Source organism: Lysinibacillus sp. NPDC058147 (genome assembly GCF_042884205.1).
GTDB lineage: Bacteria > Bacillota > Bacilli > Bacillales_A > Planococcaceae > Lysinibacillus.
The window spans coordinates 416354-434374 of record NZ_JBHVUJ010000003.1 but is presented as its reverse complement, the minus strand read 5'-3'; the positions used below and the strand labels follow the sequence as shown (position 1 = coordinate 434374).

Annotated in this window: 20 protein-coding genes; 15 read left to right on the top strand and 5 right to left on the bottom strand. The window is 36.7% G+C overall.

The window, feature by feature from the left end; translation table 11 throughout:
* Positions 1 to 49: 49 nt before the first annotated feature.
* A complete protein-coding gene (locus ACFVT8_RS11595; RefSeq protein ID WP_387079781.1) occupies positions 50 to 1162 on the top strand; it encodes a CAP domain-containing protein in 1113 nt (370 codons plus the stop codon).
* A 160-nt stretch (positions 1163 to 1322) separates the two neighbouring features.
* The gene (locus ACFVT8_RS11590; RefSeq protein WP_387079783.1) at positions 1323 to 2798 is read left to right on the top strand and encodes a UDP-N-acetylmuramoyl-L-alanyl-D-glutamate--2,6-diaminopimelate ligase; all 1476 of its coding nucleotides are present in this window, start codon (positions 1323 to 1325) and stop codon (positions 2796 to 2798) included.
* Here ACFVT8_RS11590 and ACFVT8_RS11585 read toward each other — a convergent pair.
* Positions 2773 to 3279 carry a PaaI family thioesterase gene (locus tag ACFVT8_RS11585; RefSeq protein WP_387079784.1) on the bottom strand — a complete coding sequence of 169 codons (507 nt, stop codon included), beginning with the start codon at positions 3277 to 3279 and terminating at the stop codon, positions 2773 to 2775. The two genes, ACFVT8_RS11590 and ACFVT8_RS11585, sit on opposite strands and share 26 nt — an antisense overlap.
* A gap of 87 nt (positions 3280 to 3366) precedes the next feature.
* Between ACFVT8_RS11585 and ACFVT8_RS11580 the strand changes: the two genes are divergently transcribed.
* Together ACFVT8_RS11580 and ACFVT8_RS11575 are read left to right on the top strand one after the other, a co-directional pair.
* Entirely contained in the window at positions 3367 to 3813 is a 447-nt protein-coding gene (locus ACFVT8_RS11580; protein WP_387079786.1) for a YlbF/YmcA family competence regulator, read from the top strand.
* 163 nt (positions 3814 to 3976) lie between these two features.
* Positions 3977 to 5029 (top strand): tartrate dehydrogenase, encoded by a 1053-nt coding sequence (locus tag ACFVT8_RS11575; RefSeq protein WP_387079788.1) that lies wholly within the window; start codon positions 3977 to 3979, stop codon positions 5027 to 5029.
* Between the two features lie 144 nt (positions 5030 to 5173).
* Here the strand turns inward: ACFVT8_RS11575 and ACFVT8_RS11570 are convergent, their stop codons facing one another.
* Entirely contained in the window at positions 5174 to 6073 is a 900-nt protein-coding gene (locus tag ACFVT8_RS11570; protein ID WP_387079790.1) for a glycerophosphodiester phosphodiesterase family protein, read from the bottom strand.
* Between the two features lie 251 nt (positions 6074 to 6324).
* Between ACFVT8_RS11570 and ACFVT8_RS11565 the strand changes: the two genes are divergently transcribed.
* The gene (locus tag ACFVT8_RS11565; protein ID WP_053483414.1) at positions 6325 to 6597 is read left to right on the top strand and encodes a YlbG family protein; all 273 of its coding nucleotides are present in this window, start codon (positions 6325 to 6327) and stop codon (positions 6595 to 6597) included.
* Between the two features lie 2 nt (positions 6598 to 6599).
* Here the strand turns inward: ACFVT8_RS11565 and ACFVT8_RS11560 are convergent, their stop codons facing one another.
* Positions 6600 to 6989, bottom strand: coding sequence for a DUF7147 family protein (locus ACFVT8_RS11560; RefSeq protein WP_387079792.1), 390 nt, complete (start codon positions 6987 to 6989; stop codon positions 6600 to 6602).
* 56 nt (positions 6990 to 7045) lie between these two features.
* On the opposite strand from ACFVT8_RS11560, the gene ACFVT8_RS11555 reads away from it, so the two are divergent.
* The 3 genes from ACFVT8_RS11555 to coaD all read left to right on the top strand — a co-directional run bounded on the left by ACFVT8_RS11555 (position 7046) and on the right by coaD (position 9840).
* Entirely contained in the window at positions 7046 to 8479 is a 1434-nt protein-coding gene (locus ACFVT8_RS11555; protein WP_387079794.1) for an RNA polymerase II, read from the top strand.
* A 227-nt stretch (positions 8480 to 8706) separates the two neighbouring features.
* Positions 8707 to 9267: a 16S rRNA (guanine(966)-N(2))-methyltransferase RsmD gene (gene rsmD / locus ACFVT8_RS11550; RefSeq protein WP_387079796.1), complete on the top strand. Its 561-nt coding sequence runs from the start codon at positions 8707 to 8709 to the stop codon at positions 9265 to 9267.
* An 81-nt stretch (positions 9268 to 9348) separates the two neighbouring features.
* The gene (coaD, locus tag ACFVT8_RS11545) at positions 9349 to 9840 is read left to right on the top strand and encodes a pantetheine-phosphate adenylyltransferase (protein ID WP_387079798.1); all 492 of its coding nucleotides are present in this window, start codon (positions 9349 to 9351) and stop codon (positions 9838 to 9840) included.
* 181 nt (positions 9841 to 10021) lie between these two features.
* Here the strand turns inward: coaD and ACFVT8_RS11540 are convergent, their stop codons facing one another.
* Positions 10022 to 10921, bottom strand: a complete 900-nt coding sequence (locus tag ACFVT8_RS11540) for a hypothetical protein (RefSeq protein WP_387079799.1) — start codon at positions 10919 to 10921, stop codon at positions 10022 to 10024.
* 118 nt (positions 10922 to 11039) lie between these two features.
* Here ACFVT8_RS11540 and ACFVT8_RS11535 point away from each other — a divergent pair, with 118 nt between their 5' ends.
* Positions 11040 to 12086, top strand: a complete 1047-nt coding sequence (locus ACFVT8_RS11535; protein ID WP_387079801.1) for a SepM family pheromone-processing serine protease — start codon at positions 11040 to 11042, stop codon at positions 12084 to 12086.
* A gap of 352 nt (positions 12087 to 12438) precedes the next feature.
* On the opposite strand, the gene ACFVT8_RS11530 is transcribed toward ACFVT8_RS11535, so the two are convergent.
* Positions 12439 to 13650, bottom strand: a complete 1212-nt coding sequence (locus ACFVT8_RS11530) for a nucleotidyltransferase (protein WP_387079803.1) — start codon at positions 13648 to 13650, stop codon at positions 12439 to 12441.
* Between the two features lie 204 nt (positions 13651 to 13854).
* Between ACFVT8_RS11530 and ACFVT8_RS11525 the strand changes: the two genes are divergently transcribed.
* The 6 genes from ACFVT8_RS11525 to ACFVT8_RS11500 all read left to right on the top strand — a co-directional run bounded on the left by ACFVT8_RS11525 (position 13855) and on the right by ACFVT8_RS11500 (position 17770).
* Positions 13855 to 14388, top strand: coding sequence for a YceD family protein (locus tag ACFVT8_RS11525; RefSeq protein WP_387079805.1), 534 nt, complete (start codon positions 13855 to 13857; stop codon positions 14386 to 14388).
* A 24-nt stretch (positions 14389 to 14412) separates the two neighbouring features.
* Positions 14413 to 14586, top strand: coding sequence for a 50S ribosomal protein L32 (gene rpmF, locus ACFVT8_RS11520; protein ID WP_010858320.1), 174 nt, complete (start codon positions 14413 to 14415; stop codon positions 14584 to 14586).
* A gap of 163 nt (positions 14587 to 14749) precedes the next feature.
* Positions 14750 to 15517 (top strand): enoyl-CoA hydratase/isomerase family protein, encoded by a 768-nt coding sequence (locus ACFVT8_RS11515; RefSeq protein ID WP_387079807.1) that lies wholly within the window; start codon positions 14750 to 14752, stop codon positions 15515 to 15517.
* 110 nt (positions 15518 to 15627) lie between these two features.
* On the top strand, positions 15628 to 16005 hold the full coding sequence (locus ACFVT8_RS11510) for a transcriptional regulator (RefSeq protein ID WP_053483404.1): 378 nt from the start codon (positions 15628 to 15630) through the stop codon (positions 16003 to 16005).
* A gap of 470 nt (positions 16006 to 16475) precedes the next feature.
* The gene (locus ACFVT8_RS11505; RefSeq protein WP_387079809.1) at positions 16476 to 17378 is read left to right on the top strand and encodes a ketopantoate reductase family protein; all 903 of its coding nucleotides are present in this window, start codon (positions 16476 to 16478) and stop codon (positions 17376 to 17378) included.
* The gene (locus ACFVT8_RS11500; RefSeq protein WP_387079810.1) at positions 17375 to 17770 is read left to right on the top strand and encodes a DUF3397 domain-containing protein; all 396 of its coding nucleotides are present in this window, start codon (positions 17375 to 17377) and stop codon (positions 17768 to 17770) included. Before ACFVT8_RS11505 ends, ACFVT8_RS11500 begins: the two co-directional genes overlap by 4 nt.
* The last annotated feature ends 251 nt before the right edge of the window (positions 17771 to 18021 follow it).

The window sequence follows — 18021 nt, the reverse complement described above, 5'->3', positions numbered from 1 at the left end:
TTACAATTGATATAATAAATTAGAATAATGTGATAAGAAGGAGTCATGTATGAAAGCTTTATTTCGCATTTTTATGGCATGTATTGCAATTGTGTTGATTGGCTTTATTTTTTTTAATACACCACGTGAAAACGAGCCACTAAAAGGCCCGAATGCCAACTCAAATATTATTCCAAAAACTGAATTAAAGCAGCCAGAAGTGGGGGCAACGACACGTCCAAAAAGTGGGATGTCGACTTTAATCGGTCAAGGAGTAAAGGTAGTTTTGGATAAATATGGTGAGCCGGCACGAAAGGAACCATCATCCTTTGGTTACGATTGGTGGATCTATAATACAAATGCTTCTACATTTTTCATGGTAGGCGTTGAAAATAATGTTGTAACACAAGTTTACATTTCAGGTAAAGATTTAGATGCTTACCCTTTTAAGGTTGGTCAGAAGCGCGATGATATATACAGAATGACAATCATTGATTATGAAGTAACTGCGAATGTCGATAAAAATATTTTCGTTTTCTCAATGAGTGAAGAAGATATGCAGACACGATTGCTTATAAAATTCGATGGGCTTTTTGCACAACTTTATATAGATAGAGAAACGGGTGAGCTACAAGGGATACGCTTTACTAATAGTAAAACGCTTGTTCTTCATCAACCTTATGAAATGACTTATCAAGGCGAGCTAGTTATACCAACACCTCCTTCTTCCTTTTTACAGCAGGAAATTAATGAAGCCAGTGCTACAGAGCTTGACGATTTAATAAATGTAACGAGAGTCCAACATGATTTAGCTCCATTAAATATGGATAAATCATTAGAAGAAGTTGCAAAAATGCATAGTGAAGATATGAAGGTTCAAAATTTCATTGGTCATGAATCACCAACAAATGGAGATTTAAAAAAGAGATTGGAAACTCATGGAATCGAATATAGTGAGGCGAATGAAAATCTTGCGACTGATTATTTTGATGCGATTGAAGTAATACATGGCTGGCTTAATTCACCTGAGCATCGAAAAATCATTTTAAATGATAAATATACGGCGGTGGGATCTGGTGCATTTTTAAACTATTATACGCAAATATTTTTAGAATCTTCATCTCAGAAGTTAAATAGTGACTCTGAGGAATCAGAAGAAAATATCGATGAATCATCACAATAAATATAGAAATCTGAGACTGAAGATAAACTTGGCGAAATCAAGTTTATCTTCAGTCTTTTTATTTTTAGGCGAAATAGATAAGCACAATGACCTCCTACATTTTTCGTCACACCGGTACATATGCCGTCATATGATAGAGAACCGAAAGGGGGAATGAAGCTTGCAATTAGCTGAGCTATTAAAAGACTGGCCATGTAGCGTAACCGGAGGATCTATTCGCACAACTATTACAGGTATTGAGGATTATGCTCAGGCAATAAAACCTGGGGATATTTTTATTGTACGTAAGGGTAAAAAAACATCAGGAAGTCGTTTTGTCAAAGAAGCATTAGCTCGGGGTGCAGCCGCTATAGTATCAGAGGAAAGTATTTCACTACCTATTACCGATCAAAATATTCCTTTTGTTTGGGTTCCGAATACATCACTATTTTTATCGTATGCGAGTGCAAAGCTTTCAGCCTTTCCAGCAGAAGCATTAACAGTCATTGCGATTACTGGTACAAATGGTAAAACAACAGTGAGTCATTTTGTGAGCCAATTGCTAAGAGCGCTACATAAAAACGTTGCAGTTATTGGAACTGTAGGATTTTTCATCAATGAAGAGAAACAACAAACAGTGTATGAGCAATTAACTACATTACAGGCAAAAGAGTTGCATCCTATTTTAAAGCAATGTGTACGAAATGGTGTTACACATGTTGTTTTAGAAGCTTCATCAATGGGATTACAGCAACATAGACTTGATCATTGTGATATTGATTGTGGCGTTTTTTTAAATTTATCGGAGGATCATTTAGAAGATCACGGAGGGCTTGAGGCATATAAACGTGCGAAAAAAAGGCTGGCAGATTTATCGAAAAAGCTAGTGCTAAATGGAGATGATAATTTTTGCCGTTCTGTCGGTATTTATGATAAGAAAAAATCCTGCTCATTTGGCTTTGATAATCATAATGATTTACATATCCAAATTGTCAGTGAATCAATTGGAAAAACAGTACTTTGTTTGCAAACGTCATCGAGTGAGCATATTGTAGAAATCCCTTTTGTCGGGAAATATCATGTGCAAAATGCTGTAGCTGCGTTAATGACTTTATGGCGTCTAGGTTTCTCAATTGAAGAGATAGCGGAGCATATGTGGTTGTTAAGGCTACCGGAAGGAAGACTTGAGAAAATAGACAATCCATCTGGGATTGATGTGTTTGTAGATTACGCGCATACTGCAGAGGCATTACAGGCTGTTTTGCAAACTTTTGATCGCTCGAAAACTCTTTACCTTGTATTTAGTTGTGGGGGAAATCGAGATAAGGCGAAACGTTTTGCGATGGGAGCAGTAGCTAGTAAGTATGCAGATGTAATTTTTTTGACAACTGATAATCCACGTGATGAAGACCCTATTTTAATTAATGAGAGTATTGTAGCTGGTTTTACTGAACAGCAATATTATGAAATCTATCTAGATCGAAAAGTTGCTATTCATCAAGCATTAGCAAAGGCAGAAAAAGGTGATATTGTACTTGTTGCCGGAAAAGGGCATGAACAGACCCAACAAATAAAAAATCAAAAATTCCCTTTTTCCGATCAACAATGTATTCGAGATTACTTTTTAAATCTTATGTCTGAGGACGGCGTTGAATGACAAAGAAAGAACCAGTTGCAATAGCAAGTTTTCGTCCAGTCTCATCCTCGATATCACATTCCATCACAAGTGTCTGACGACCTTTATGTACGAAACGTCCACGAGCGATTAGTTCCTTGTTAGTCGTTGTAGCGATATAAGAGATATTCATATTTGTTGTGACAACATTGTATCCTTCTGGTACTGAACGCGAAGCAAGTCCTCCCATTGCCGCATCTGCAATAGTTGCAATAATTCCACCGTGTGGTACCTTAATGGTATTATGGATAACGGGTGTAATGGGAATACGAACCTCACTAACTTCAGGCTCAAATTTGCCTACCATGTGTAAGGCAGCATTAATATATCGTCGATGAATACCTTGCTGTTTATCGCGAAGACCAGACAATAAATGTAGTAAAACTTCCTCATCTTCACCTGTACTATGTTGTAAAATCTCTGCTAGTAATTGTTCTATTTGTCCTTTAGATGATGGTACCAATTAAAAAACTCCTTCATTAAAAATTATCAATAATGTAAAATTACCATAAAATCTGTTATGATGGGAAAGAGATTGGGGGAATTAAAAATGATGATGACCTCTGACTGGGCAATCATTTTGGATGAGGCCGATGCGCTTTGTGAGATGATTCTTTCCTCTGAGCCTGCGAAAATGCTGCAGCAAGCGTATGATGCTGTGTATAGCGATGTTCAAATAGTTGAAGCTATTTACGCATTTAATCGCATGAAAGAGCAGTATGAAGATGTACAACGTTTCGGAAAATATCATCCGGACTATCATACAATTATGAAATCGATTCGTCAGCAAAAGCGCGCACTCGATTTGAATGAAAAGGTTTCGGCTTTGAAAATTGCTGAGAATGATTTTCAAGATTTGCTTGATCAAATAAGCTTACTTATAGGGAAAACTGTTTCAGAAGCGGTAAAAGTTCCTGTAAGTAATCCGTTCTTTTCAGCAGGTTCTTCATGTGGTGGAGGATGTGGCTCAGGCGGTTCTTGCTCTTGTTCTGCATAAACAAAGTAATACTTTTTCTTAGACTGTAAGCGAACTCAAGTGAGTTTGTCTGCAGTCTTTTTTTGTTACTATCGCGATAGTCATAAACATCAGGATGTATTTATTGCAGAAAAATTGTATAGTAATTGCATAGGTGATATAGAAATTAAAGGAGGAATAACTGATGAAGACTTATCGAATTGCCGTTATACCAGGAGATGGGATTGGTAAAGAGGTTGTACCAGCGGCGATAGAAGTTCTAAATAAAGCCGCTCAATTAGATGGTAGCTTTCAATTTGAATGGACAACATTCCCATGGGGCTGTGATTATTATTTAGAGACAGGCAAAATGATGCCTGATAATGGTATTGAAATTTTGAAAGGTTACGATCAAATCTTTTTAGGTGCTGTAGGTATGCCAGATTTAGTACCAGATCATATTTCATTATGGGGACTACTTATTAAAATTCGTCGCGAGATGAAGCAAGCAATTAATGTGCGTCCAGCCAAGTTACTTCAAGGTTTGCCTTCACCTTTACGTAACCCAAATGGCTTTGATTTTGTTGTTGTGCGTGAAAACTCAGAGGGAGAGTATGCTGAAAGTGGTGGCAGAATACATAGTGGACAGGATGAGGTTGCAATCCAAAATGCTATTTTCACAAGAAAGGGAACAGAGCGTGCAATGCGATATGCATTTGAAATGGCGAAAACTCGACGTCAGCATGTTACAAGTGCCACAAAATCTAATGGAATTACATACAGTATGCCTTTTTGGGATGAAGTATTTGCGGAAGTAGGTAAAGATTACGAGAACATAGGACAAGTATCTAATCATATTGATGCGTTAGCTGCCTTTTTAGTGATGAAACCAGAAAACTTTGACGTAATCGTTGCATCCAATTTATTTGGAGATATTTTAACTGACTTAGGTGGTGCAATTATGGGGAGTATCGGAATTGCTCCGGCTGCAAATTTAAATATAGAGCGACAATATCCATCCATGTTTGAACCAGTCCATGGCTCCGCTCCTGACATTGCAGGACAAGGGATAGCAAATCCGCTTGGACAAATTTGGACAGGTAAAATGATGCTTGATTTTTTAGGCTATCATGAGCTTGGTACAAAAGTACTGAATGCGATGGAAGCAACATTGGCAGAAGGTATTAAAACAGCCGATTTGGGAGGAAAAGCTACATTACGTGATGTAACGGATGCAGTATTACGTCATTTACAATAAAGTGAAAAAATTATTTAAAATGATCCCTGTTACATGTTAATTATATAGGTAGAGAATTAATAAAAGGTAAGGGCTTTTAGAAGGCCCTTACCAATCAATGTGTTAAGCAATATAAAATGGAGAGAAGGCTCCATTCCTATGTTCTTATTTTTGTAGTAATTCTACAGCAATATCAGGTCGATCTGTAATAATACCTTTTGCGCCGTTGTGAATTAATTTATTCATTGTTGTTACGTCATTGATAGTCCAATAATGAACAGGGATGTTTAAATTGCTTAAAAACTGAATAAACTTAGGAGATTCTAATGTAATGACTCCTGATTTAGGCGGTATTTGGAATACATCTACCTTTGGATGATATAAATGTCCGAACTGGCTTGAGAAAGAAGCGAATGCTTTACGAATATCTGATTCACCTGCACCGAGTGCTACTTGATTTTGCGCATATAAATTAAAACGATCTACTTGTTCACCGTAAAAGCTTGTGACAACAACTCGATTTTCAGCCCCGAGCTCTTCGATTAAACGCCATAGTTTAGAAGGCATTAAACTTCCTTCATACGTATCTGGTGCATCTTTAATATCAATATTTACCAACATGTCTGGGTAAGTTTCTAATAGTTCACGTAATGTTACAACATCTATTTTTTCATCTCGATACGGAAATTCCCCATCTAAATCTTCAAATTGATAACCGTGGTTTAATGCATTTATTTCTGCTAAAGTCATATCTGCAACAAGTCCATAGCCATCTGTCGTACGATCAACAGTATCATCATGAAAAACGATAATTTCCTCATCTTTGGTTAAGCGAATATCTATTTCAAAACCGTCAACACCTAACTGTGCGGCTTTTTCAAAAGCAGGCATTGTATGCTCAGGTGCTAAATGAGCACCACCACGATGTGCGAGAATAATTGGGTGATCAAATTGTAACGCCTGTTTACCTTCTCGTTGTTGTGGTTTAGAAATAGCTTTACTACCTGCCCATGCAGCCGCACTTGCCGCTGCGATTGCAAGCGCAATCTTTGTTTTCTTACCCATTTTCGTCCTCCTTAACAATTAAATTAATATAAATAGTACTGGCAATTTCACTTTTAAAATTCAGCGAGCAAACAAAAAGTTCTAACTTTAACTAGTACTCTATAACTTGCATAAGTGAATGTAAAACTCTTAGTCAACGTTGTATGCTTTTCCATTATAACGGAAAATTGAGCGTTCTGTCAGCTAAACTCTGTTGCTATCATTTTCCGGTCTATGGTATTCTTTTATGTAAGAAATGAGGGGAATACTATATGAACGAACGACAAGGACTAATCGTTTACGTCCATCAATTAAAACATGCGAAGTCTCTTCGAAAATATGGTCATGTTCTTTATATTTCTCGGAGGCAAAAATATGTATTGCTTTATTGCGAGCGAGAGGAAATTGAATCAATGACAACAAAACTTCAGCGCCTTCCATTCGTGAAAGACGTTGTAAAGTCTTATCGTCCATTTGTTAAAACTGAGTTTGAAAATGCTAAACCAGATAAAGCGAAAGAATATGACTATAAAGCAGGTCTATAATATTATGTTAATGCCGGGATATAGTGATGAAGTCTCATTATTCCAATTAAGTATTGATAAAATAGTTTTGATTCCGAAAATATAGAAGAGTGCTTTATTTCTACAACAACCGCTTTTCTATCTAGTCGTTTAATACTTTCTTCAAATATTTTTTGTCGCTGTGAAGGCTGCTCTTCGTTATAAGGGATGCCTTCTCGACAAATATAAATCGGCATGAATTTACTTTCACCGACTGGTTTTAAAGCGACTGCTAAAGAGACAACCTTTTTTTCTTCTTTAGTGGATGTTAGTATAAAGGCTTGGTGGAAGCGATCTTGATTGGTTCTCACTAATTCAAGTAGCTCATAAACATCACCATAGCCCTCACCTAATTCTATAAATTGTTGTGGCATAATAAATGCACATCCTTTCCAATACACATAGTATCATGCTGCGGGAGGTCAAGCACATGAAATTTGCAATGAGTTTTTTTTCTATTCTAGCACTAATCATTACCGGAACGATGTTTTTCCAGTACCATGCTTATTCGTCTGACTTAGAAACAGGCGAAGGTGAATTCCATTATTCTCAAGAGATAGAAATTGTCTATCGAGAAAATAGCTTGGATATTCGTCAACATTTTAAAAATTTACCCAACCAAAAAGTGAAAATAAAGTGGCCGGAAAATGCGGTGAATCCAAGTTGCTTTATTGATAACGAAAAAAGCTGTGATCGCTTATCAAAAGAAGTCTCATATTTTAAAAAAGGAGAGACTAAATCACAATCTGTTTCATACATAATTCCAATTGAGGGTGGCTTAAAAGATAAAATGCTCATCCAAAATGTTTTCGCCACATTAACGAATGGTGAAGCATCTTATTCTGTTGTACATATTTCAACTGATAGTAAAATTGTTGGTCAATGGATAACTGGCTTGCCTTTAGTAGGTCAGCAAAAACTATCACTTGTTAACTATACAATGTTTAGTGGATATGGTACAGTTCGTGATATTTATTGGCAAACGGGTAATTTAAAAGTACAAGAGCAAACCCCTGTGTTATCTATTTATGCCCCGGGAGCTATTTCGAAGGATTTCTTAAAATCATTGGAAAATTTAAAGTTTTTGAATGATCAACACATTGCTATTATTCAAGAAAAGAATCCGGTGAAAGAACATGATGATCGACTTCTATTTTTGCCAGAGTTAACTGAACAAGCTGTTGAACAAGAAGTTATATTATCACAAATAAAGTCACAATATAAGTTTGAAAATTCACCAACATGGTTGCCAGAAGTTATAGCATCCTATTTAGTGAAGGATACGATTGGGTCGGATAAGGCAAAAGAAATCGTGAAGACGTTAAAAGAATATATGACAGCTAATCAAGAGTCAGCATGGCTAGAAATTTTGAATAAACTTGGGGAAGAGCCGATTTCCCCTACATTAATGGACGATCTTTTATCTGAGGTATTAGATGCAAAAACGTCTTATTTTAAGTTGAATGCGGCTCAAGAAAATGGCACGTATCCACTATTATTTGAGGACGATCGAAGTGTTTACGTTAATGACGTTTTGAGAAAAGATGTTCATGTAATTCTTCATGAAGGGCAAGTATTATATACTGCTGATACATTGTTGCCTTATCTAGGCTATACTGCTGGTGAAGGTGAAAATGGATATTATATCAATGGTGATAATCGTATTTTCCGATTCCCGAAAGAACCAGGATTTTATGTATTTAATCAACGTAGATATTCTACTATTTCAGAACCGATTATTAAAATTGCCAATAATTATTATGTTGAAGAAGCTTGGCTACAACGATTATTTTTAGTAGAATTACAAAAAAGCGATGGTCGTATTAATATCAAGATGTTAACTCAAGAACAAGAACAAAAATAAATTTTTTGCAGCGGAGGTTCGTCTTTCGCTGCAAAAATGCTTTTATCTTCATTTAGCATGTTTTTTGTAGCGAAAGAACAATTTTTTTGTCTGTGCGAAAGCGAAGCAAGCGACAGCAACAACGTTTTTTGTCTGTGCGAAAGCGAAGCGACAGCAACAACAACAACAACAACAATTACGCCAAGGCGAAATTGATATATGGAATAAGAAAGTACGGTGATTTGCCTATGAGAGTTGTAGCAGGAGAACGTAAAGGGATGCCATTAAAGGCGATTGCAGGGAATACAACGAGACCAACAACTGATAAAGTAAAGGAATCTATATTTAATATTATTGGTCCATTCTTTAATGGTGGAATAGCGCTAGATTTATTTGCAGGGAGCGGCGGCTTAGGTATCGAATCTTTAAGTAGAGGGGCTGAGCACGCTGTTTTTATCGAAAAGGATGCAAAGGCGTTCCAAGTGCTACAGGAGAACATAAAAAAATGTCGTTACGAGGATTGTTCTGAGTTATTTCGTATAGATGCGAAACGTGCTGTGAAAGCGTTATTAAAACGTGATATAACGTTTAAACTAGTATTTTTAGATCCACCATATCATCACAAAGAATATTATGACTTGGTGCAGATTCTTGTCGACAATGATAAAATTCAGCATGATGGCATTATTTTATGTGAGCATGCAAAAGAAGTAGAATTACCACAAAGATTTGGGGACTTTGTATTAAAAAGACAAGAAACATATGGTGGAACGATTATTTCAGTTTATCTGTGCGAAAGCGGAGTGTAAACAAAGCGTCATCAAACACATGTTTACTGTAGCGAAAGCAAAGCGAAATTGATCGTTGCATAGAGGAAGAGGGAGAATAAGTTGGCAGAGAAGATTGCTGTAGTTCCTGGAAGTTTTGATCCGGTAACATTTGGTCACTTAGATATTATTAAACGGGCGGCAGATGTATTTGACACAGTTTATGTTGCTGTTTTAAATAATTCATCTAAGCAGCCATTGTTTTCAGTAGAAGAGCGTATGGCTTTAATGGCTGAAGTTACTAAAACGTTGCCTAATGTACGTATTGAAAGCTCGTCTGGGCTATTAATAGACTATGCTAAGGAAAAAAAAGCAAAAGCGATTGTTCGAGGTTTACGAGCTGTTTCGGATTTTGAATACGAAATGCAAATTACTTCGATGAACCGCTTTCTTGATGAAACCATTGAAACGTTTTTCATCATGACAAAAAATCAATATTCATTCTTAAGCTCAAGTATTGTCAAAGAGGTTGCGAAATACGGTAGTGATGTTAGCGAGCTTGTTCCTACTTGTGTTGTAGAAGCTTTGAAAGAAAAGTATGGTTTTAATAAATGAATCAAAAAGGGGGATGTCTTATTTTTAAAGACATCCTCCTTTTTTTGATTAAAAGATGGATTTAGGAATTATTATATTTTTTGTTGATATTTACTGTTGTAATAAAAATGAATGAATTCCTCTGTTGTACTTGCTCCTAAGTCCAGTCTTTACTCCAAAAAATGAGAAGGTAGATGATTATTTATTTTAAGAAAAAAAGAGCATAAATAGTGGGTACAATGATTATGCTAAGTAGGCGGAATTTTATATATGGTCGAACGGAAAGCTTGGCTGATTTCGCAATAACAAAAATTTGTAAGTGAATGCTTATACTTTGCATGGTTAACAACATTACAACTAGTAATGGTAAATAGGAAAGATTGGGAAAAGCTGAGACAGTCATTTTAAGACCGTTTGTAACTTCAAGAATTGCAGCTATGGAAAGCTCAGCTGTATAGGGAAGTTTAGGTAGCAGTGAATCTAAGCCTTGCTGGACAATCGTCTGGATGGTAGTGAAAAAAATTATTGTAGTTCCAACTAATAGTATTGTCGGTGCTGTTTCTTTAATGCTTTCAGAAAATGGTGCTGTATGCAAAGGTGTATTGTGGATGGAGATACTAGGTGGATCCGTTTTACGAAATAAGAAATAACCAGTTATTAAACAACAAATATTAAAACTATGTAGTAAACATAAAAACATCCATCCGAACGTATTACTGTGTAATAAATCAAGGCTTACAAATCCTAGCACGAAAAGAGGACTTGGCGCGTGACATACGGCTAATAAAAAATTTGCTTCTTTAGGATGTAGTTGCCCACTGTTTTTTAAGTAAACAATGGTTGTTGCTCCAGATGGATATCCCCCCAGTGCGCTAATAATGTAGGCTTGTACGTATAAAGAAGCTCTTTTTGTTTTCGTTCGCATTGGAGCTGTTAAACGGAGAAGCCATTGCGTTAAAATAAGGTAAGGTAATAAATACGGGAAAAGGGCCTCCATAAAAAGATTTAAACCTAAATCAGTACCGTTATGAGCAGTTTGTGGGAATAACAAGAGTAATAGAATAAGAACTATGCAAATCGCTATTTGAATTATCGCATACATGTTATCATCTCGTTTCAACTTTTTGTCATTCACATAGGCAAATGCTAAAATCAATATATGTAAAAAAGGCAAAAACATGAACGTATGGTTTTGTGAGCGTCCTAGGAGGTTTTTTCTAATGAAGAAAAAAATTAGTATTTATGCAGTGTTATTAGTCGTGATTTGTTTTTTAATGTTATACCGACTAGACGCTTATATCATGAAGCCAGGAAGTGCTTATGATGTCAGTAAATTTGTTAACGTTGACAATAGCCACACTGATGATAAAGGTTCCATGAGTTTGATGACAGTGGCTATGCAACAAGCTACGCCTTTTTCATATCTATGGGCGAAAACTCAAAAATATCAAAAACTAATGGATATTGAACAAGTTCGAAACCCATTGGAGGATGAAGAGGAATATAATGTTCGACAGCTTAAATTAATGTCTGATTCTCAATTTAATGCAAAGTATGTAGCTTTTCAGAGAGCCAACATTCCAACAAAAATTCTTTTTAACGGTGTTTTTGTATTAAATGTCCTTGATGGCGGTGCTTCGGATAGTTTATTAAACGCTGGGGATGAAATTATTGAAGTTGACGGACAAAAAATTACAAACCAACAAATGCTTGTAGATCTTTTAAAGCCAAAGCAGCTTGGAGATACCGTGACGATTAAATTTATACGCAATAAAAAAGAACAAGAAGTAACGATTACATTGAAGGAAATCCCTGGATCAGAAGAGAAAAGGGCTGGTTTAGGTATTACTTATACTGAAAGTAAATCTATTGAAACAAATCCAAATGTGTCTATGAAAACTGAGGATATTGGAGGTCCGTCTGCTGGACTAATGTTTACTTTAGAAATTTTGGATCAACTCCTTGATGAAGATTTAACGAAAGGTTATGCTATTGCGGGAACAGGGGAAATGCTAGTTGATGGCTCTGTAGGAAGAATCGGTGGAATAGACTATAAAGTCATTGCTGCTGACCGTGATGGTATGGAAATCTTTTTTGCACCAGATGATGAAATTTCTCCAGAAATGAAAGCTAAATATCCTGAATTGGAATCTAATTATGCTACAGCAGTAAAGACGGCTAAAGATATTGGAACAAAAATGAAAATAGTTCCGGTTAAAACTGTGGATGATGCAATTGCATACTTAAAACAGTTACAGCCAAAATAAAGTTTTTTCTTTGTAACGTGGGGCGACATAAAAAAGTAAAAGGATTCACACATAGTTTTGTGTATGAATCCTTTTTTGCTCTTTGGAAGGTGGATGTCGATAAAAATTAAAAGTTGGGTGATAAAACGTGAAAGTTAGTCGATAAAAATTAAAAGTTAGGCGATAATTCCTGAAAGTATTCCGATAAAATGCAAAAGTTGGATGACATTTTGTTAAAACGTATGTCATGTGGATAGGTTGATTGGAGTGGAGGCTGGGATGAGCTATAAAAGATGCCTCTAATTTGATTTATACAATTTTTTTTACAGTAAAAAAGGATGCTAGAAGAATTTCTGGCATCCTTTTTCGTTACTTAAAAACGAATCGGTGGTGTTTGATAATCTTTAGGAAGACTGTGCTCTTTTGTTCCACGTTCTATACTTAAATTGTATACTTCTGCTGCATGAATATCTACAGCAAGCATAGCATCATCCATAGCTGCAACACGACTTATTAAAGGTAAAGGTATGTCTTTTTTATGCTTCCCTAAATAAGCTTGTCCCTTCTTGCTCATACCAAGTAAACGTATACTGGATGGGGCTTCAAAGCTTTGCAACTGTTTCTTTGTAAAACCAGTATAAATGTGTGTGAGCATACGTTGAAGTCTTGTCCAAGTATAGCGCTTGGATTTAATTTTCTCCATGAAGCTATTGAATGAATGACTCGTTTTCGCTGCTTTTATAAGCGCGTTCTCAATTCCTTCTGTTACTTCAGCATAGCGCGTAAGTTCATTAGGTGTGTGGCGAATAAGTGTAAACTGTAAAAAAGGCCAAAAAGTCTCCCAACTTGCAAATTCACCATATTTTTCGTGCCAATCAGCTAAATAATCAAACGATGCTTTAGGGAGAAAATCTTCCACACCTTGTAGGGTGCTAGTTGTTGCTAGAGCCTTGCGTATTCCTGTTGCACTAGCAATGGATGCACCTTCTTGTAAAGCGTCATGGTAACCCGCAACGATACGTGGAATCGTTAAAGGCTTAATGTTACTACTTAGCGCTTTGGCAGCCTCAATATAATGAAAACCAAGTATATTGTTTGGTTGTCCCAAATCAATGTATGTAGCAGGGAACTTTTGAGAAAGCTGTTCATAGGCGTAATGTAGACTTTTAGGATAGCTTGCACCCGTTTTAAGGCTTTCTTTAATAAGAGTGTTATATTCAGTACGATGACTATTAATGAGCTGAAACGTATTCATAAAGGGTTGAATGGAACCATCTTCGCTTCCAAAGGCAAAAGAATCGCAACCAATTGCAGATAGTAAGGAAATTGCACCTTTTGCGAAATCGGTTGCGGGTGCGGTACTATAAACGTAGGGTAGCTCGATGACTATATCAACACCACCTGCTAGAGCCATTTTTGTACGTGTCCATTTATCGACCATGGCTGGTTCACCACGCTGCAAAAAATCCCCGCTCATGATGGCGATGACAATATCCGCTTGTGCTACTTTTTTTGCCTGTTTCAAATGATAGGCATGTCCGTTGTGAAAAGGATTGTATTCAACAACTATTCCGACTGCTTGCAAATTTAAGCCCCCTTTATCAATATCATTTGCTTCTCGTTCTTGTAAATTTGGAGCATTTTTCCTATTTATAGAACGATTTGGAGCAAATAAACTTAGTATAATATATAATTATAGGTGGGTTTTATTGTGGTGACAAGAAATTATCTTGACATCTATTTTTACACATTATATAATCAACAGTGTTGTCTCGAGGTGATTAAACGAATGAAATGGTCAATTCATCAATTATCTAAATACCGCCAAAACGGGATGCCAATCGATGCCTATGTCCAGTTGGACGAGGTGATGGAGCGAAACCAGGATATTCGAGCAATTTCGCCCGTTCATGTAAAAGGGCTTTGTACTTTCGGTGCATCGCAAATGACATGTCAGCTAACCGTGAAAGCGACGTTAACACTACCATGTGCACGCACGTGGGAAGATGTTGAGTTTCCTATCGAAGTTGAGACAGTTGAAGTTTTCAGCTGGATTGACGAGGAAAAACGAGGGGAAGATGACGGAGAACTTCACTATATTGATGGTGAAGTAATCGACATGAAGCCTGTTATCGAGGAGTTAGTGCTTCTTGAAGTACCAATGCAAGTGTTCAAGGAGAATACCGAAGGACAAGTGCATGGTGGTAAAAACTGGTCTTACGCAACAGATGAAGACGTTGAACTACACAAAAAAGCTGACGCACAAAAAGTGGATCCAAGACTAGCTTCTTTAGCTAAGTATTTTGATCAAACAGACGAATAGACGATCTGTAAGGAGGTGCCATCAATGGCTGTACCATTTAGAAGAACTTCTAAAACTGCAAAAAGAAAGCGTCGTACGCATTTCAAACTATCTGTACCTGGTATGGTAGCTTGCCCAAACTGTGGTGAAGCTAAATTATCACACCGTGTTTGCAAAGCTTGCGGACAATACAAAGGTAAAGAAGTAGTAAGCAAATAATACAGTGTTTGCTCACTTAAAAGGCTAGTAGAGAGACCATGGCTCTTTACTAGCCTTTTTGTTGGTTCGAAAAGACGGAATCTTTCGGCAATAACGAAAAGATATATAGTACTATAATAATTGTATGATACAATTTATCCATCGGGACAAAGGGGGAAATAGTGTGGCTTACATAATTGATAACAAAGAAGGTATTATGACGTTTACGATTAATCGAGAAGAAAAACGGAATGCGGTTAATGATGAGGTTATGGATGGGCTTCAAGAAGTCATTACATATATTCGTAATCATGATGATGTACGTTTCTTGGTCGTTACGGGTGTGGGGGATAAATCATTTTGCTCAGGAGGCGATTTATCTGAGTTCCATTCGCTTGAAACAGAGGACGAAGCGTTCGGGATGTTAGGTAAGATGGGTAAAATATTATATGACCTTGCAACATTGCCTGTACCTACGATTGCGTTGATTAACGGAACAGCGGTTGGTGGGGGCTGTGAAATTGCAACTGCTTGTGATTTCCGTCTAGTGGCAAGTCATGCGAAGTGTGGTTTTATACAGGGGACATTAGCAATTACGAGCGGCTGGGGAGGCGGTACGTATTTATTCGAACGAGGACTTCGCCATGATCGTGCGATGAAGATGCTAGTCGATGCGAAGCCTTATCCAGCAGAATTACTATATGAAATTGGCTGGGCGATGCGTATTTTTGAAGGTTCGAAAGAGGCTGCGCTGAATGATTTTATCGAACATATGCGTAAAATTCATCCTTCTGTTCATAAGGCTTATAAAGAAATTGAGCTTCGTAAGTGGCGTGAGCGTAATATGTATGAGCGTGTTATGGAGGAAGTTCGTACATGTGCGAAATTGTGGGAAAGTGAAGCTCACCATGAGGCAGTTGCTAATTTCCTAACAAAGAAAAACAATAAATAGTGTATAACGGCAGTGGTTATAGCAAAACATAATCACTGTCTTTTTTAATTCGATGATTCTATTTTGCTCGCTAATGCATATAGTAGTAAAAAATGCGAGGGTGATAGATTATGGAATTGAAAAAAAGAAAAGATCAATGGACAAAGGAAGACGATGAAAGATTAGCAGAAATTGTGTTGCATAATGTGCAAAATGGCAAGACACAGCTAGAAGCTTTTGAAATGGCTGCTACTGAACTAGGTCGTACAAAACAAGCATGTGGTTTCCGTTGGAATAAAACATTACGTAGTCAATATAGTCAGTCACTACTAGCTGTTCGGAATCAGCCTCAACAATCTATGCGAAGCCATTTGAAATTGGCGTTAACGAGTTTTGATGAATTAACAGAGGCCTATCAAAGTCTTGAAGTAAGGCACCGTGAATTACAAAATGAGCACGATAAACTAGTGAAATGGTTGCAGCAAGGATATTCTTTAATGAAAGATTAAAATAAGGAAGCTGACGAAAGGTAAAAGTATTGTAGGGTAAGTACTTAGAAAAAATGTAAACTTGAAAACAAAAACATAATGCTGCATGCTGCCTAAGTGTTTCAACAGCTGTTAACGGGCAGTAACTTATCTGTACCGAAAGCAAAGCGTCAGGTACAAACTTATCTGTACCGAAAGCAAAGCGTCAGGTACAAACCTCACACTTAAACATTCAGTAGAAGCAAAGGGGAAGGTGTGAGATTAACTACCCCTCAATTGTTATCGTAAACGCTTAGTCAATCCTGTATAATAAAATAACCTGCATAAGAGGTGCCTTAGAACAATTTCTAAGGCACCTCCTTCTGTAGAAAGCGACAAAGAACCTTATAAATGATGACGGTAGTGGCTATGATGTAATTGCGATAGAACTGTTTAGAGGACGTTCTCTTCTATTAGAGCGTCCGTTGTAAAACTGGGAGGTGTGAGGTATTGTGGATGTAGCGATTATTGGTGCAGGGGCAGTAGGTCAGTTAACGGCAAGTTTTTTAGCTGAGTCTGGTATGTCTGTAACGTTGGTTGCAAGAAGGCAGGAACAAGTAGATGAACTTAATGAGAAATGTTTGACGCGAGTGAATGTTGATGGAACGAAAACTGTACGAAAAGTTGCTTCAACTACGAAATTAGAGGAGCTACCACAGCAAGATTTAATTGTAATTGCTGTTAAATATGGTCAGTTACAAGAACTTTACGAACAATTATCTACGTTACCTAATACAGTATCGTTGTTGTTTATGCAAAATGGTTTAGCGCATTTTGACGAAGCGCTACGTTTGCCGCAAAAAAATATTGCCTTTTGTTCAGTGTCATTCGGTGCTCAAATGATAAATCAGTCAACTGTGCAACATAGAGGTGTAGGAGTTTGCAAAATTGCGATAGAGCGAGGGAATAGTGATGCGTTTAACGATTTGTTGCAAGTGAGAAATTCCTTATATCCAGTTGAATCGGTTGCTAATGCTGAACAAATGTTATTTGAGAAAGCTGTGTTCAATTGTTTGATTAATCCATTAACGGCTATATTGCAAGTGAAAAATGGAGAGTTAGTAACGAATAAACAAGCGTTTTTATTAATGCAAACTATCTATCAAGAATTAACGGATGCTTTTGAAGGTGTGGAACAAGCTATACCTTTTTTCAAGGTAATAGACTTATGTGAAAAAACAGCAAATAATACATCATCTATGCTAGCGGATCTGATGCAGGGGAGAAAAAGTGAAATTGACACGATTGTAGGAGTAATACTAGAAAAAGCTCTAGCGAATGGTCATAATTTACCTACTTTACGTACTTTATATCACCAAGTACTTGCGATAGAGGAGAGCGGTGAAAGACGTTGAAAGATTTTTTACATATAATTATAAGTATCATTATTTTTTGCCCAATCCTCCTTTTTGTGATTGTCTATTTAATTAGTCGAAAGGTTAAATTTCGAGGCACTCATGCTTTTGGAGTGGCATCAGACGTGACAACGTTGTGTTTGTTTTTTTCGGTACCGCTAGCGATTGGGGTACTATGGAATGTCAATGTTAGCTCCCTATTAGTAACATTAGCGCTAATGATGGCGATGATTTTTACATATATTGATTGGCGAACAAAAAAAGAAATTGAAGTTAAATCGCTACTTAGGAAAATTTGGCGCTTTCAGTTTTTAGTACTAAGTACGGCGTATATTGTCATTTGTATAGTGGGTGTTATTCAATCTGTAATAGAATATTTACAGGCAGTCTAAGCATTTTCTTTTCATGTTGAAGCCATAAGCGTTAAAATAATAGCATTAAATATTGTTTTTTAGAAATGACTCTATATGTGCAAAAAATTAAATAAAATTCCAATGTACGACAATGATTGAGTATCAAACAAAAATCGTATTATTGTTTTTTCCGAAACTTGTTAGGGAATGTCATTTTGAATAAACGTTCTAAAGGTAACAGTAAAGGGATCTATTTTATTTCAAGTTTGCTTATGAAGAGTAAGAAGATG

Bases quoted from the DNA above. Each gene is read 5' to 3' on its own strand.
- ACFVT8_RS11535 (WP_387079801.1), top strand. From the start codon at position 11,040: ATGAAGAAAAAAATTAGTATTTATGCAGTGTTATTAGTCGTGATTTGT.
- ACFVT8_RS11525 (WP_387079805.1), top strand. From the start codon at position 13,855: ATGAAATGGTCAATTCATCAATTATCTAAATACCGCCAAAACGGGATG.
- ACFVT8_RS11565 (WP_053483414.1), top strand. From the start codon at position 6,325: ATGAACGAACGACAAGGACTAATCGTTTACGTCCATCAATTAAAACAT.
- ACFVT8_RS11575 (WP_387079788.1), top strand. From the start codon at position 3,977: ATGAAGACTTATCGAATTGCCGTTATACCAGGAGATGGGATTGGTAAA.
- ACFVT8_RS11555 (WP_387079794.1), top strand. From the start codon at position 7,046: ATGAAATTTGCAATGAGTTTTTTTTCTATTCTAGCACTAATCATTACC.
- rsmD (WP_387079796.1), top strand. From the start codon at position 8,707: ATGAGAGTTGTAGCAGGAGAACGTAAAGGGATGCCATTAAAGGCGATT.
- rpmF (WP_010858320.1), top strand. From the start codon at position 14,413: ATGGCTGTACCATTTAGAAGAACTTCTAAAACTGCAAAAAGAAAGCGT.
- ACFVT8_RS11540 (WP_387079799.1), bottom strand. From the start codon at position 10,921: ATGTATGCGATAATTCAAATAGCGATTTGCATAGTTCTTATTCTATTA.
- ACFVT8_RS11570 (WP_387079790.1), bottom strand. From the start codon at position 6,073: ATGGGTAAGAAAACAAAGATTGCGCTTGCAATCGCAGCGGCAAGTGCG.
- ACFVT8_RS11510 (WP_053483404.1), top strand. From the start codon at position 15,628: ATGGAATTGAAAAAAAGAAAAGATCAATGGACAAAGGAAGACGATGAA.
- ACFVT8_RS11580 (WP_387079786.1), top strand. From the start codon at position 3,367: ATGATGATGACCTCTGACTGGGCAATCATTTTGGATGAGGCCGATGCG.
- ACFVT8_RS11595 (WP_387079781.1), top strand. From the start codon at position 50: ATGAAAGCTTTATTTCGCATTTTTATGGCATGTATTGCAATTGTGTTG.
- ACFVT8_RS11560 (WP_387079792.1), bottom strand. From the start codon at position 6,989: ATGCCACAACAATTTATAGAATTAGGTGAGGGCTATGGTGATGTTTAT.